At 49.7% G+C, this 13171-nt stretch carries 20 protein-coding genes; 18 read left to right on the forward strand and 2 right to left on the reverse strand.

The genetic code is table 11. From position 1 onward, the window contains the following. Nucleotides 1–31 precede the first annotated feature (31 nt). The 15 genes from L3069_RS26350 to L3069_RS26420 all read left to right on the forward strand — a co-directional run bounded on the left by L3069_RS26350 (nucleotide 32) and on the right by L3069_RS26420 (nucleotide 10999). The gene (locus tag L3069_RS26350; protein WP_023180903.1) at nucleotides 32–874 is read left to right on the forward strand and encodes a hypothetical protein; all 843 of its coding nucleotides are present in this window, start codon (nucleotides 32–34) and stop codon (nucleotides 872–874) included. A gap of 185 nt (nucleotides 875–1059) precedes the next feature. Further along, nucleotides 1060–1653 (forward strand): phage N-6-adenine-methyltransferase, encoded by a 594-nt coding sequence (locus L3069_RS26355; protein WP_004109976.1) that lies wholly within the window; start codon nucleotides 1060–1062, stop codon nucleotides 1651–1653. A 202-nt stretch (nucleotides 1654–1855) separates the two neighbouring features. Continuing rightward, nucleotides 1856–2086, forward strand: a complete 231-nt coding sequence (locus L3069_RS26360; protein ID WP_000262979.1) for a hypothetical protein — start codon at nucleotides 1856–1858, stop codon at nucleotides 2084–2086. Between the two features lie 593 nt (nucleotides 2087–2679). Continuing rightward, nucleotides 2680–3288, forward strand: a complete 609-nt coding sequence (gene rnhA, locus L3069_RS26365) for a ribonuclease HI (RefSeq protein WP_214606666.1) — start codon at nucleotides 2680–2682, stop codon at nucleotides 3286–3288. 141 nt (nucleotides 3289–3429) lie between these two features. Beyond that, nucleotides 3430–3924, forward strand: coding sequence for a hypothetical protein (locus tag L3069_RS26370; RefSeq protein ID WP_039264857.1), 495 nt, complete (start codon nucleotides 3430–3432; stop codon nucleotides 3922–3924). Between the two features lie 9 nt (nucleotides 3925–3933). After that, a complete protein-coding gene (locus L3069_RS26375) occupies nucleotides 3934–4122 on the forward strand; it encodes a hypothetical protein (RefSeq protein ID WP_000872126.1) in 189 nt (62 codons plus the stop codon). A gap of 108 nt (nucleotides 4123–4230) precedes the next feature. Next, nucleotides 4231–5073: a Rha family transcriptional regulator gene (locus tag L3069_RS26380; protein ID WP_000462606.1), complete on the forward strand. Its 843-nt coding sequence runs from the start codon at nucleotides 4231–4233 to the stop codon at nucleotides 5071–5073. A 108-nt stretch (nucleotides 5074–5181) separates the two neighbouring features. Then, a complete protein-coding gene (locus L3069_RS26385; RefSeq protein WP_022649922.1) occupies nucleotides 5182–5754 on the forward strand; it encodes a hypothetical protein in 573 nt (190 codons plus the stop codon). Nucleotides 5755–5895: 141 nt separating this feature from the next. Further along, nucleotides 5896–7581 (forward strand): DUF4942 domain-containing protein, encoded by a 1686-nt coding sequence (locus L3069_RS26390; RefSeq protein ID WP_236901985.1) that lies wholly within the window; start codon nucleotides 5896–5898, stop codon nucleotides 7579–7581. Between the two features lie 58 nt (nucleotides 7582–7639). Next, nucleotides 7640–8329, forward strand: coding sequence for a hypothetical protein (locus tag L3069_RS26395; RefSeq protein ID WP_042863526.1), 690 nt, complete (start codon nucleotides 7640–7642; stop codon nucleotides 8327–8329). Beyond that, the gene (locus L3069_RS26400) at nucleotides 8326–8607 is read left to right on the forward strand and encodes a hypothetical protein (protein ID WP_042863527.1); all 282 of its coding nucleotides are present in this window, start codon (nucleotides 8326–8328) and stop codon (nucleotides 8605–8607) included. Before L3069_RS26395 ends, L3069_RS26400 begins: the two co-directional genes overlap by 4 nt. A gap of 2 nt (nucleotides 8608–8609) precedes the next feature. Next, entirely contained in the window at nucleotides 8610–8981 is a 372-nt protein-coding gene (locus L3069_RS26405; protein ID WP_042863528.1) for a hypothetical protein, read from the forward strand. A 91-nt stretch (nucleotides 8982–9072) separates the two neighbouring features. After that, nucleotides 9073–9714, forward strand: coding sequence for an HD domain-containing protein (locus L3069_RS26410; protein WP_236901986.1), 642 nt, complete (start codon nucleotides 9073–9075; stop codon nucleotides 9712–9714). Then, complete coding sequence (locus tag L3069_RS26415) at nucleotides 9711–10262, forward strand: hypothetical protein (protein WP_042863530.1); 552 nt, start codon at nucleotides 9711–9713, stop codon at nucleotides 10260–10262. Before L3069_RS26410 ends, L3069_RS26415 begins: the two co-directional genes overlap by 4 nt. Before the next feature lie 38 nt (nucleotides 10263–10300). After that, nucleotides 10301–10999, forward strand: coding sequence for a lysozyme inhibitor LprI family protein (locus L3069_RS26420; RefSeq protein ID WP_042863531.1), 699 nt, complete (start codon nucleotides 10301–10303; stop codon nucleotides 10997–10999). Between the two features lie 55 nt (nucleotides 11000–11054). Here L3069_RS26420 and ydfZ read toward each other — a convergent pair whose 3' ends face one another. Next, the gene (ydfZ, locus tag L3069_RS26425; protein WP_006812537.1) at nucleotides 11055–11258 is read right to left on the reverse strand and encodes a putative selenium delivery protein YdfZ; all 204 of its coding nucleotides are present in this window, start codon (nucleotides 11256–11258) and stop codon (nucleotides 11055–11057) included. A 187-nt stretch (nucleotides 11259–11445) separates the two neighbouring features. On the opposite strand from ydfZ, the gene L3069_RS26430 reads away from it, so the two are divergent. The 3 genes from L3069_RS26430 (at nucleotide 11446) to L3069_RS26440 (ending at nucleotide 12351) form a co-directional block, all read left to right on the forward strand. Then, entirely contained in the window at nucleotides 11446–11712 is a 267-nt protein-coding gene (locus L3069_RS26430; protein WP_024144955.1) for a hypothetical protein, read from the forward strand. Between the two features lie 85 nt (nucleotides 11713–11797). Continuing rightward, the gene (locus L3069_RS26435; protein ID WP_058655795.1) at nucleotides 11798–12034 is read left to right on the forward strand and encodes a DUF1380 domain-containing protein; all 237 of its coding nucleotides are present in this window, start codon (nucleotides 11798–11800) and stop codon (nucleotides 12032–12034) included. Beyond that, entirely contained in the window at nucleotides 12031–12351 is a 321-nt protein-coding gene (locus tag L3069_RS26440; protein ID WP_023315999.1) for a hypothetical protein, read from the forward strand. The genes L3069_RS26435 and L3069_RS26440 overlap by 4 nt, the downstream gene beginning before the upstream one ends. Before the next feature lie 37 nt (nucleotides 12352–12388). On the opposite strand, the gene L3069_RS27520 is transcribed toward L3069_RS26440, so the two are convergent. Beyond that, on the reverse strand, nucleotides 12389–12694 hold the full coding sequence (locus L3069_RS27520; RefSeq protein ID WP_023316000.1) for a 4-fold beta flower protein: 306 nt from the start codon (nucleotides 12692–12694) through the stop codon (nucleotides 12389–12391). Between the last annotated feature and the right edge of the window lie 477 nt (nucleotides 12695–13171).

Below are 13171 nucleotides of genomic sequence, written 5' to 3' on the forward strand. Positions count from 1 at the left end.
AACGCACCAACGAAAACATAAGGAGTTAAAAATGAGCGCAGTTACAAACACTGTTAAAAACGATGACCTAGACGAACTGACTGCAATGTTGCAATCTCTCGACGAACCAGTGCAGAAAGCTGCGAAAATGAGCGGTGTCGACGAGATCGACGATCTTCTCTCTGGTCTGGATGATGCAATCGCAAAACCAGTCGAGGCGGTGGCGGATGAAGTCATGAATGCCAGCTCTACCGGCGATCTGAGTAGCGTTCTGGAAGAGCTTGAGATTGAGCACGAATCGGTGAAGGTCGAGGAACCAGAGCGTGACCTTGTTGCGGAGATAGTGAACGAGCCAGCGCCTGAACTTGACGCTCGAAGTACTGAGACTACCGGTACAGATCCAACCCCTTTACCTTCAGTGGCGTCAGAGCCTAAACCTGAAGAAGAGCAGCCAAAACGCCAGAAGGCAAAATCAGAGCGTACCCCGGCCAAACCTCGCTTCACGCTGGAAGGTAAGGACGAATCGTTCTATGCGACAGCCGGTCTGGAAAGTGAGAGCTTTACTGCCGCATTCGAAGGGGCGCCAGTCAAAGCGAAAGACAAGATCTTAAACCTTTTGAACTGGTTTAGTGGTGGGCCGGAAATCAGCGTCTACACGGTAATCGCAATGCGCCATATCCTTGACGCGAACACGGCGACCAGCAATAGCATTAAACTGGCGCTAATGAGCAACCCGGAGAAACCATATCCGCTCAACACCGCTTCGACTCAGGCTGGCCAGATGATGGCTGTGTTTCCAGCTACTGGCATTGCCACCAGGGAAGGTGGAAATCTAACCCTTAATAAAGAGTCGCCGATCGTCAAAAAATTCATAGCGGAGTATTCCATTGGATGATGTTCCCCTACCCGATCTAAAGCCCCCTGACAGCTTTAGGACGCTGGGTAAGCTAATTGCATACCCAGCATCGATAAAACGCGCCAGAGAGCTTCCCGTTTGCGAATCTGGCGCGTTCTTCTTTGTTTGCTATCCGTTTGATTAAATGAAAAAATAGGTAAGTATTTACCTATCAGAGCAAGATAATGATCGCAGCCGAAAAAATCAAAAAGCGAGAGCGTGATGCCTCTCTTCGCGACCTTTGGCGCACACCGCAGTGGTTGTTTGTCGCCATCCAACGTTACATAGGCGTAAAGTTCGATGTGGACGTCGCCTGCAACAAAGATAACGCTCTCCTGCCGAACTTTATCGGTGTTGAGCGTGATGCGCTCAAGTGCAGCTGGGGAGAACCTGGCACTGTGGCGTTCCTTAACCCGCCCTACTCCAAAATCACCCCCTGGATAGACGCAGCCATCCGCGAGCAGGCGCGTGGAGTGACGACGGTCATGTTGATACCACAATCCCTCGATACGCAGTGGTACGAGCGTGCGGCTGAATGCGCCAACGAAACCGTCATCTTGTCTGGCGGCCGCGTGGCGTTCGTTGAGCCAGATGTTGAACTTGGGCTGGTGGAGGTGAACATCAACCCTGGTGGCAGCATGTTGCTTATCTTCCGTGGCTACTGTCAGGAAGCTGGGCACACCATCAGCAAGATACCGCTGGCGGTGATGAAAAAGCTGGGTGGTTATGATCCTGCCAATGTTGTCAGGAAGAAGAGACCACGTAAAAAGGCAGCGTAAACACCAGTCTGGGAGTTAGTTTGAGAACCTGCTTCCGTATATATAAATAACTAAGTACTAATTATTAATATATACAGACGCAGGCTTTTTAAGACGTGATTTCCAAACAACTCCCAGACCGTTTTACACCTCCAGAACCCACTGGAACCCCTCTTCAGACGCTTTAGAATCGATTTTATGAACCACAGTAAGGAAAACTATCATGGTATACCCGACGAACGTCGTAGCGCTCGTTGAGAGCGATTTTCTGGCCAAAGTGCGCGACATGATGAAAGATCGCGATAAGGCTTTCAGTCTCTACGAATGGTCGCTCAAATGTCTTCATTCAGGCGAGCACAAAGAGCTGGTGGAGCAGCTGTTAGGGGAACTCATCAATGAGGTGTTTGCCCTGAACGTCCAGCTTCATGGTCGAGAAAATAATCAATCAAAATAATCGGTAAGTACTTACCATTTAAAACGCTGATCGCCAGTGATAAAATCTACCCGCTTTCCGGATTGATTCCGGCAGCTCGACCTGATGGGTGGGGGATAGCGTCACTGGCGTCAGGTTTAAAAAAGCTCACTACCAGCGTAGAACCGGCACCGTTTAGGGGTTGGGGAAGGGGGAACCAAAGTGAGCAGAGAGAAGGGTCACTTTATGATTGTCGAGTCTGGAGTGTTTCGAGAGGTTGAATCCAGTACTCCCCTTCATAAAGTGTGGGAAGATCTCGGTTCTGGGGTGCTGTCATCCATAACTTCCCAAGCCTAAGCTGGCAGTAGACTTAGGTCATAACTTTTCAGGTTATGTAACGACCAGGTTGGTGAGGAAATTTTGTACTCACCTCCCTGGGAAAGTATTACCTGAAAAGACAACCTCTCACTTCGTTCGAGGTGAACTTCACTCACTTCGTTCGTTCAGTTCAGGTTTTATTAAAACCTGTTCTGGGAAGTAAGTTTTTCTTTTCTAAAAATTTTTAATATTCACACGCACGCGTGCGCACACGCGCGAGGAAAAAAATCGTCGCGGCGCGCGATTCTGGAGCCAAAATGACGACCAAGACCCCAGCCCGGCAACATACTGGCTGCCGCACGAAGTCCAAAGCCAGATACCAAACCCACCAGCAATCCCGTACCAACTTCAAAACCCCCGTAGTCGAGTTCAATCCCCAGCTCAAAACCGTAAAAGTATTCAGTGATGGCTCTTGCCTCAAAAATCCGGGCGGGCCGGGCGGTTACGGCATCGTTCTCCAGTATCGAGGCGAAGAGCGCGAGCTTTCTGAGGGCTTCCACAGCACGACCAACAATCGGATGGAGATGATGGGCGCCCTGATTGCGCTGGAGCGTCTGAAGTACCCCTGCAACGTGATCCTGCATTCCGACAGCCAGTATTTAAAAAACGGCATGACGCTCTGGATGAAAGGCTGGAAGCGTAACGTATGGATCACGTCTGAGAAGAAGCCAGTCAAAAACGTCGATCTCTGGAAACGTCTCGATTCGGCCGCCAGCCGTCACAATGTCCGCTGGAAGTGGGTTAAAGGTCATGCCGGTCATCGCGAGAACGAAATGTGTGACCGCCTGGCGAAGATCGCCGCCTACTCCGCAGCTGATATGCCTCACAAGCGTGACATTGGATTTTTGTCACAAAAAGATAAGTAAGTATTTACCTATCATTTTAAATCAGGTATCTTACCGTTCGTCAGGATGACGAAGTACCGGTAGGTACTGTTCCAGGATGGAACGCCAAAAGGCGGCTGGCTTGGCCAGCCGCAACTCTTTCTGACACTGAGTGGAATCCAAATGGCACGTCAAACGCCTTTCACTTCTTTCAATAAACGTCCCCGTTCAATTCGCCTGGTTCTGGCCGAGCTGTTTAGCGGCCGTGTTTCTGCACGCCTTGCGGAACTGGAAGAACGAGTGTTTGAGCTGGAGAAGCGCATTGATGCGCAAGCTACCGCCATAGCAAATCTGGGCGCGACAGTAGGCATGGAGAAGGTGCGTGATTCCGTCGCCTCTCGTGTGTTGCGTGAATCCCAGGCACACAAGGACAGTTCTCATGGAAAATTTTCAACGAAATCGACTCAAGCCAATGGCCTACGGAGTAATTTTAGCAACCCTGGCAGCGGTAGCCGTGCCAGCCGGTCAGAGTCTGTTGATACCGGACACAACTACTTCCACCACAACCTTGCAGACGACGCCCCTGCCAGAACGACCTCCTGTCTCTCTGGATGGGATGCTGCTGGACACGATTCCAGCTCGACCTGCAACTCCGGATCTTCCTTCTACTGTGACTGAGGCTATTGCATGAAATGGAGCTTCCAGAAAGTCACCGCGATGATTGTTGGCCTCGCCATTTTTCTGCTTGGTGGCTGGATCATGAATCTGGTGAAACTCGTGAACGGTGGCGATCTTCAGTTTGATGCCGGAATGACACTTGCGCGTGTCGTGGGAATTTTCGTTGTTCCGGTGGGCAGCATTCTCGGGTTCTTTTGATGCCGAATCCATTTTCGGCACTGTTAAAACAAATTGTTTAGCCAATTAACCAATGAGAGTTAACAACAAGGGCCACTGACGGCCCTTTTTACACTGAATGGAGAATGTATGTTTGAGATGACTACTTTATCGATTCCCGGTGTGCTCCCGGACAGACCATTGATGTCCTCAAAAGAAATCTCAAAGCTGACCGGTAAACGACACAGTGACATTCTTCGCGACATCCGTAGCGTGCTGAATGAGCTGTATGCCGACGATTACCATAACGCAAAATTGCGTTATGAGAAAAATCAGTTACTTACAATTGTTGAAGGCATTGTTGTCAACATCGATTACCGGGGAATGGAAGGCGAGTACATGCTCGACCGAAAGCATACCGATGTTCTCATTACCGGCTACTCGTTGAAGTACCGCGCTGCTGTCATTGAGCGCTGGCATGAGCTGGAAATGAGTGTTTCAAGCGGGGCGCTTTACGGTGCCTACCCCAGCATCCCGGAAACCTTTTCAGAAGCACTTCGACTGGCAGCCGATCTTGAAGAACAGCGTGCTGATCTTGAGCGCAAGCTGTCGGTGGCAAGGCCAAAAGCCATTCTCATGGACACCATTTGCGGCACTGCTGATGAGCTTTATGGGCTGAATGAAGCTGGTCGCATTCTCGGAACGTCCGGGGCTGTTCTGGGTGCGCTGATGGACTCGCTGGGTGATGTGTACGTTAAGCGCAAATACACCACTGTTAACCGCCAGTTCCTCAAGATCTTCATTGACCGCGGATATGGCAAAAACGTTGTCATCGGAAACGGACGCAACCAGGCCAAGTTCACCTTTAAAGGACTTTGCTTTGCTGCCGTGAAGCTAATTGCTGCCGGGAAAATTACCGCCAGCGCCATTGAGTATGAGCCTTGTCGTGAGCATGTCGAACGCGAAATGAAGGAATCCAAACGTCTTCATTAACCGTCAGTGTGGGCGTCCGCCTTTACGTAGCGTTTGCCCACCTTTTCAGTCACGCCACAATAACGCCATCGAGAAAACAACTTGTTTAAAAACATAAGGAAAAAACACATGTGCGAAAAATGCAAAAAAACTAATGCCAAAGTTGAAAACGTGATTAAAAAAGTTGGTGCGGCCGAACTGGTTGAGATCATGGGTCTTGTGGTTGGTCACGAAGACGACGCCTCCCCTATCGACCGCCTTTTCAGCGTTCTCAAGTTCTCAAGCATGATTGATGATCCGATTGAAATTGTGATGCTGGCGCGTCATTTCGGCGAAGCGTATCTGGAAGAGAAAGAACGCGCCGACAAACTTCAGGCAACTCTGGAAATGGTAATCAAGCCGAAGTGCTCACCGGATTCAGTCAAGGCAGATGAAACCAACGCCAGCAAAGATCGTGAAATCGCCGGGCTGAAGTCTTCTCTGGCGATGTTGCTGGCCGCCTTCAAACTGATGTCTTCCCAGGCTGGGTTCAAAATGCCTGAGCTGAACAGCGACGATCCGATAGCCGTTCGCCATCTGCTGGGGGCAATGGCCGACCAGCTTGACGACACCAAGAGCCGTCTTGAAGACATGATGCGCGAGCTGACCCATCGCCACGACCTGAACAAACAGCCGCACAAAACGCAGCACGTACACCACTAATATCTCACCTGCCGACAGGGGGCGAAAGCCCCCTTTTTTACGCCTTAAATCAGCTGCAACGCCTGTGAATGCTGCTTTTACGCCTTTTCAACTTTGGGAAAATAACACCAACAAGAAAACAATTTGTTTAATGGTGCAATAATGAATACAGCCCTTTCCATCATTGACGCTATCACCCCAAACACTGATATCGACTACCGGCAGGAAATGAACGTCATCCACGAAATTGTGGCCGAGTGCGAGAAAGAGATCGCATTCATGCATCAGGTTCACGACTTCGTTTATGGCGACGAACGCCACAACATGATTAACCGCCTGCTGCGACTCAACCACCGGCCGGATGACGAGCGCACACGCTTTAACAGAGCCTGGCTGGACAAGGTCGACCTTGAATGGGTGAAACAGAATATCTGGGCCGAGTACTGGAAGAAGGTCACGGATATGACAAACGTTCTGCTGATCATGCCAGCTTCCCGCCGCGACGAGTGGCGTGAGCAGTTTATCGAGGGCAAGCAGGAGACCATCAGGACTGACAGAACCGGCTACCAGATGAAGGTTAAGGAGTTCGTTGGTGTGCCGGAGTTCAAAGCAGAAACGGTCATCCCAACGATGCTCAATCTGCTGAATGACAGGCACAAATATCTCTCTGAGCGCGTGTATGGCTTGTTTAAAGCGCTGAGTCCTGCCCACAAGACCAATAAGACGAACGGCTTTAGCGAGCGTCTGATCATCGCCAACTGCATTTCCGAGTTCTGGCGGGACAGCGTCAGCGTGAACTACCGGAAAGAGGACTACATCGACGACCTGCGCGTCATGCTTCATTTCTTCGCACACAAAGAGTTCATCACCATCAACCGCACAACTGAGATGCTATCAGCTGCGTACCGGGCAAACGACTGCCAGACCGGTGACTGGATGAATGTCGACGGAAACCTGATGCGCGTGAAGATGTTCAAGAACGGCAACGTTCACTTTGAAATACATCCTGACGTGGCCTGGAAGCTGAATGAGGTGCTGGCTTACAGTATGCCTGCAGCAATCCCGGCGCCATGCCGTACTGCACCCAAAACACGGGCACCAAAAGAGTTCGGGTTAATCCAGAAGACGATCTCCGAGCCGGTTCGTACCGCGCTGCGCGACGGGCGATTCAGTAAAGACAAAGGCGTCTGGTACTTTTCTGATTCCAACCTCCAGAAGTCGCAGGTGGAAGAGCTTGAGCGCACACTGAACTTCATTGGCGGCGTACAGGAGAAAAAGCACTGGCAGTTCCCGTATGAGATCGGCCATACGTTCAATACGATTGTGGCCACCGGCTTAATACCGGATACAAAATCACACCAGTTCTACCCTACCCCACGTTTGATAGCTGAGTACGTTGCCAGAGCCATCGAGCTGAAGCCAGGTGAGAAGCTGCTGGAGCCTGAAGCCGGGCGTGGAGATCTGCTGGCCTGCATCGACGCTAATCCGGAAGACGTTACCTGCATAGAAGTCGCACCTCTCTTCGCTGATATCCTGCTTGGCAAGGGGTACACAAATACGGTCTGCTGCGACTTCATGAAGTGGTCTGAGGACAACGCAGGCTATCAGTTTGACAAAATCGTCATGAACCCGCCCTACTCTCTTGGCCGTCACAGAGAGCATACGCTGGCCGCGCTGGAGCATCTGAAAGTCGGCGGGCGACTGGTGGCAGTACTGCCTGGTAATGCGCCAGTTCTGAACTGGATGGCGCTGGATAATTACGTTTATGCCAAAGGGAAGTCGTTTACTGACGAGTTTGAAGACACCGGAATCACTGTAAGCGTATACGTTTTCAAACGCGTAAAATGATAGGTAAATACTTACCTAATTTATGTAAGAATAGAGCCACTTTATCAGAGGTGAACACATGAGCGAAAAATCGAGAATTACATTCGCCAGCGTTAATCAGGCGAAGCTGCCATTTAATTTAGTGCTACAGGGGAACGAAGGAACGCCTGCCGGAACCATCAAAATCGACAAGGAGCTTGTGACGTTCGAAGGTAACTTTGATGAATCGGCGCAGGTTTTTATCGAACATCTGGCACGCCGTTGGAGCCAGCAGTGGAGAGACCTTGAGAAACGCGCCAATGAGTTCGACCGGTTCATGGACGCAATGGACACAGCAAAAGAGGCTCTGTCTGTCGGCACTCCGTTAGATCTGGAGTCGCTTTTCAAAGGAGAAATGGCCTCTGCGATGTTTGCCACCATGTTCGCAGGTGAGTTCGTCCGCAGCGGCGCTAGAAACTACCTGGAGCTGGGGTACAACGTTCCTGAAATGGGCGAGTTTACCGTCACCATCCAGCGCAAAGAGGGCAAGACGCCAGGCGAACGTATCGCTGAACTTGAGGCCGTTGTTGATCAGCGTAACGGCGAGTGTGTTCGTTTGATCAACGAACGTGATGCGCTGCGCGAAGAGCAGCTAAACAAAGGCTCGAACACACGCGCGGCCGCAGACATCTACTTTCAGTTAGTTGAGGAATGCCAGATCCCACCAGGCGGCTCTTTGGTTGAGTATGTCCGCGAATTGCAGGATAAAGCAGAGAGGTGCGCGGCATGAATGATCTGCCTGTCGAGCGCGTCTCCGCTTTTGTTAAGTCCCCGCTGGATAATCCCCTCACCCGCGGTGAGCAGATGGAGCTGGCAAGGTGGTTTCTGCATATCCGTGAGCAGATGGAAGTTTTTAAACAGTTGCCGGATCTGCCCATTACAGACGGCCATGTTCAGCAGGTGATTAACAGCCACGAAAAAGGCTGGGCGATGATTGTGCCGTGCAAAATTACCTACGAGCTGGCTAAGGAAGTGCAGGCTAACAGAGCAAGGAGCAAGGAAGAGTAACTATGAAGTTGGGTAATGCCGTTTCGCTGTTTTTTACAGCATTACTGGAAGGTTTTAATTATCGCTTTTGTCCGGTCTGGGATAAGGCGCTGGATACGCTTATTGAGGAAGGAACGCTGCTTGAGGTGCGAAATGGGATCGCTCTGTTTGAGCGCGATGCCCAGCTATATGAAGTGTTCGTCGGGGCTGGCTTCAACCACTTCGGGCATCTTATTAGCTTGAATACCAAATCCATCGACGAGAGCGTCATGCGCCGTCCGTCGTTCCGTGTAATGGATAAGCTGCAACGTCATGTAAATGCCGAATTACTACGCGTAGCCAAAGAAAAAGAACGAGAGCTACAGGCGATGATTGGATCGCTTATCGCTGAGTAAATAAAGGCCACTATTGTGGCCTTTAACAATTTGTTTTCTACCTTTTCTTATCTGTGAAAATAACTACATCCAGAAAACAACGGAGTTAAGAATGTCCCGTATTTCCAAAGCCCATATGTTTGCCGCTGGCGCTCATGGCGGCGTTGGCCAGAAAAGAAAATATACCGGTGAAGACTACATCAACCACCCGGTTGCAGTCCGCGAGATTGTTGCCTGGCATGGTGGAACCGTGGAGATGCAGATCGCGGCGCTGCTGCATGATGTGGTCGAAGACACCCATGTCACCATAGAGATGGTTCGTGGGCACTTCGGTGAGCACGTAGCCGAAATGGTTCTGGCTCTGACCAACATTGCCAGACCAGAAGACGGCAATCGAATACAGCGCTTCATCATCAACGTCCGGGAGCTGGAGCAAAGCCTCGACATGCAGACGCGCATGATCAAGCTGGCTGACCTGCTGGACAATACCTCTTCTATCGTGAGTCGCGACCCTGAGTTCTCAGCCATCTACCTCGCAGAGAAAGAGCTGATGCTGGCCGTACTCTTTGACGACAAGGAGATTGGTGCCGATGCCGGTGTTGTCGAGTACCTGGAGAAAAAAGGCATAGAGCATTCGTTGCTGATAAACGCCCGGGCGATGGTGACGAAAGGCATTGCCAGTCTGCAACCGGTACACACCAAACGTTATGAAAAACACAAAGCGCTGATCTGGGGCGCGTGGGAGGCTGCATGAAGGTCGAAAAAATAGATGTTCTTTCCTTTGTGCTGACGGATCTGGAGCGTCTCGACCCGGTACGCGTAATGATTGAAAACTACGAGCCGGGCAAGGGAAGAGTCACCATCACCTGCTATGGGAAAGCATGGACTGCTGCCTGGTTCGCGATGGGCGGTGATGACGTGCAGACGTTTATTAAGAGAGTGAGCAACGATTATTTGATTGGTTGCCTCGACCCTCAATTGCTGAGTACGGTCGACGATGACAACGACGCAAACCTGCTTTTCGTAAAGTCCGAAATCATAAAGTTGCGCAGGGAGAAAGAAATCGACGCAGAACAGGCCCGCAATATGTGGGACGAGGCAGAAAACGCTGATGACGTAAAAGAAAGTTGCTGCTGTTTCGGTGTCGGCAACGAACTGCTGAGTCTGTTTGGTGACGATCCGTGGTATGCCGGTTGGCCAACGGTGCCAAACCCCAGATACCAATACCTGGAACGTATCGTGAACGCGGTACGTGATGGGCTGAAAGCGCTTGACGATCAAGCGAGAGAAGCAGTCGGTTAAGTGTTATAGTCAGGCGCTTTTATATTTATGGAGTGAATATGAAAAATATCCTACTGGCATCATTGTTGGTAGCATCGCCGGCTGCTTTTGCAGCCAGCTTTGACTGCCAAAAGGCTTCGACAGAAATCGAACACAAAATCTGTGACAACGAACGCCTGTCAAAATTAGACGAACAACTTAGCGCAACCTATTCCAGCGCGCTCAAGGCTAACCCAGAAAATGCAGACACCCTAAAGACGGTTCAACGTCAGTGGATAAATATGCGTGGAAGACTCACTGATGATAAGGCTCTTGAGCTGGCTTATCTTATCCAAATTAATGGACTCAAGGGGTTGGATGGTTCGGCCAGCACAGCGGTGGTCAATGAGACACCGAAGCCGGTGCAGAAGCAGCCTGAAGTTCAGGAAAAGACAAGCAAGGCAGACGCAAAGCAGGCTAAGAGCGGTGATGAGCTAACTCTGGAGTCATTCCGAGCTAAGTATATTGAAGTTGACGGTGAATACTACAGCACGACATCCCTTCCCAGAGGGAGTTCGTTCTTATTCACCTGCGCCAGTCGCATTGCCGATGACCAAGTTAATGTCTGGAAGAAGTACGCAGCAAAAGAGGGCAAGATCGACCTTTTCTTTGAGCTTGAGACTCGAATACACACCGCGATGCTGAATGCCAATTTTCAGAAGCTGAATAGTGATTTAACTAAAACAGGCATTTGCGATCTGATTACCGCTGTTCCGTAAGCCAGATAAGGCCACTATTTGTGGCCTTAAACAATTTGTTTTATAGGTGGTGAAATTAATGGAACCCCAGGCGAACTAAATCCATTGGGCAGAACAGACCCTCCACACCTTCGATAGACACGCAGTCAGAACGGCGTAATTGTTCTTCTGATTTGCCTTCTCCGCAGATTTCCTTGATGACTCCCGTTGCACCATTCGTTGCCACCATCACTCGGCTGCCGGTAGTGATAGCGTTACGGTTGCGATCATAGGTCTTCATCGTTTCCTCCTTTCACTTGGGTCAAATCAGGTTTCAAAAATTGCCGCTTTTCATGTATGTGCGGTTTGCAAAATCTCAAGTGCCGAAACAAATTGTTTTCACCACCTTGTTATTCCCTTAACCCGCAAAGTTGACCGGTATAGTAGTAAATACTACTGTTTTTATATACAGTATTGAGGGCGAAAAAATGGGACTCAAAGACTCAAACTATCAGATCGTCTATAGGGGTGAGACTCTTCAAAATTTCAAACCGGGGCAATACGTATTCTTTCAACGATTGAAGGAGTATGGCGGCGGATACTGGTTAGGCAGGACTCATGAAGATGGGTTCGAGTTTTTGCTGGAAGAACCAACCTCGCTGGGAAGAGGTCTCGAGTTTCTGATAACGCACTCGAGCGTGGAGGCCAGATTTATGGAGTTCGTCGACGATGCGGACGACTTCAAACTCACCTAATCATCCCTTAAACATCTTGTTTTCTGCCTTTTGTTATTTGGGATAATAACACCAACAAGAAAACAAGTTGTTTAAGGAGCTAATCATGTTCGGAACCGCAAAAGATATCATCGAAAAGCTGGAGAACTACCCAGAAGACGAGCCGCTGCTGATGGTGATGTGGCACAAGGAAGATGTAGGTGAAGTGCGACCAGACCTGACTGACGAACAGTGCGTTCAGGTTTTGCGAAAAATCAAAGATTGCCATGACGCCAGCGTCGGCGTGAATTGGGATGTCATTTCTGACACGGCCGACATTCTGTTTCCAAAGGAGAAGGCATGATGCTGAAAATCACCGAATCGTATAAGACGGCGGTGATCAGCACCGCCCACGTTACACAGCATGACTCTGAGTGTCTGCCTAATATCTGTTTCGACCCACTAACAGATCGTGGACTGAATTGGGTACACGGCACGGAGTACGGATGGATTGTCCGCGCAGGTATGCGTGGCAACGACTGGAAAGAAGAGCTACGTGATTACGGCGTCACATGGCAAACCATCGAGAACATTCAGAAGGTACTGGATGCCGGCTTTGACGCAGTTCACTTTGATTGCGACGCCGAGCTGGTGGATGGGCTGCCTGCATGGGATTGGTAATTATCGTGCGTCCAAATTGTGGACGCACGATCTTTAGTCATTCGAACTCTTCTGGCAGGGGGAAGTCCTCATAGCCTGCGTACATCGCGTAACCGCTATAATTTGCATATCTACCCCGTGAGCCTCCGTTGGAAGGTGTAAAACTCGAACCTCTGAGATTTCTTTTGTGGCGACTGGTGATTAGTCTGTTATTACTCATTATCTCGCCAATATATTTTCCGTATCTGTCAAAGACGTTATCACCGGAAAATTTGCCAACATGCTTTCCTCTATAGGTATATAGATTGTTATTGCTGATGTAGCCGAAGTACTTCCCTTTCCACGTCCAAACGCTCGTACTCATAACAACTCCAGTTGTTGAGGGGGTATGACAACTATATTGATATTCAGAGCAATTACTACATCAACAATGTAGATTTCTATAAGAGTCCGTTGATCGCCACTTTCCCCACCTTTCCAACCTACCCCAGCCTAGGCGTGACAAGGCATTTAAGCTAATTACACCCATAAGAAAACAAAAAAATAACACATCAACGAAAAGTCAACGCTTTCCCCTGATTTGGTCTAAAAAGTTGACGTTTTCGCACGCCATCTCTTATACCCAAAATCCTACGCACCAGAAAACGTCTCCCTGCGACCAAAACGTCAAAAACGACTCGTGATACCACCCAAAAACAGAAGCGCTCAGAAGCGCTCCCGTTGCGTTTTATTGAACATCTAAACAAGTTGTTTTCAGGCATAAGAAAACAAGTTAACCACACCCACAGGAAACCCAGAGACGCCATTACCCACAATTCCGGAAAGACCCACCTCTTCCTGT

This window comes from Enterobacter cloacae complex sp. ECL411, assembly GCF_021869665.1.
Taxonomy (GTDB): domain Bacteria; phylum Pseudomonadota; class Gammaproteobacteria; order Enterobacterales; family Enterobacteriaceae; genus Enterobacter; species Enterobacter intestinihominis.

Coding starts and splice junctions, on each gene's coding strand:
- L3069_RS27520 (WP_023316000.1), bottom strand. CDS start 12,694: ATGAGTACGAGCGTTTGGACGTGGAAAGGGAAGTACTTCGGCTACATC.
- L3069_RS26355 (WP_004109976.1), top strand. CDS start 1,060: ATGATCGCAGCCGAAAAAATCAAAAAGCGAGAGCGTGATGCCTCTCTT.
- L3069_RS26440 (WP_023315999.1), top strand. CDS start 12,031: ATGATGCTGAAAATCACCGAATCGTATAAGACGGCGGTGATCAGCACC.
- L3069_RS26370 (WP_039264857.1), top strand. CDS start 3,430: ATGGCACGTCAAACGCCTTTCACTTCTTTCAATAAACGTCCCCGTTCA.
- L3069_RS26405 (WP_042863528.1), top strand. CDS start 8,610: ATGAAGTTGGGTAATGCCGTTTCGCTGTTTTTTACAGCATTACTGGAA.
- L3069_RS26360 (WP_000262979.1), top strand. CDS start 1,856: ATGGTATACCCGACGAACGTCGTAGCGCTCGTTGAGAGCGATTTTCTG.
- L3069_RS26415 (WP_042863530.1), top strand. CDS start 9,711: ATGAAGGTCGAAAAAATAGATGTTCTTTCCTTTGTGCTGACGGATCTG.
- L3069_RS26350 (WP_023180903.1), top strand. CDS start 32: ATGAGCGCAGTTACAAACACTGTTAAAAACGATGACCTAGACGAACTG.
- L3069_RS26435 (WP_058655795.1), top strand. CDS start 11,798: ATGTTCGGAACCGCAAAAGATATCATCGAAAAGCTGGAGAACTACCCA.
- L3069_RS26390 (WP_236901985.1), top strand. CDS start 5,896: ATGAATACAGCCCTTTCCATCATTGACGCTATCACCCCAAACACTGAT.
- L3069_RS26420 (WP_042863531.1), top strand. CDS start 10,301: ATGAAAAATATCCTACTGGCATCATTGTTGGTAGCATCGCCGGCTGCT.
- L3069_RS26385 (WP_022649922.1), top strand. CDS start 5,182: ATGTGCGAAAAATGCAAAAAAACTAATGCCAAAGTTGAAAACGTGATT.
- rnhA (WP_214606666.1), top strand. CDS start 2,680: ATGACGACCAAGACCCCAGCCCGGCAACATACTGGCTGCCGCACGAAG.
- L3069_RS26410 (WP_236901986.1), top strand. CDS start 9,073: ATGTCCCGTATTTCCAAAGCCCATATGTTTGCCGCTGGCGCTCATGGC.
- L3069_RS26375 (WP_000872126.1), top strand. CDS start 3,934: ATGAAATGGAGCTTCCAGAAAGTCACCGCGATGATTGTTGGCCTCGCC.
- L3069_RS26380 (WP_000462606.1), top strand. CDS start 4,231: ATGTTTGAGATGACTACTTTATCGATTCCCGGTGTGCTCCCGGACAGA.
- L3069_RS26430 (WP_024144955.1), top strand. CDS start 11,446: ATGGGACTCAAAGACTCAAACTATCAGATCGTCTATAGGGGTGAGACT.
- ydfZ (WP_006812537.1), bottom strand. CDS start 11,258: ATGAAGACCTATGATCGCAACCGTAACGCTATCACTACCGGCAGCCGA.
- L3069_RS26400 (WP_042863527.1), top strand. CDS start 8,326: ATGAATGATCTGCCTGTCGAGCGCGTCTCCGCTTTTGTTAAGTCCCCG.
- L3069_RS26395 (WP_042863526.1), top strand. CDS start 7,640: ATGAGCGAAAAATCGAGAATTACATTCGCCAGCGTTAATCAGGCGAAG.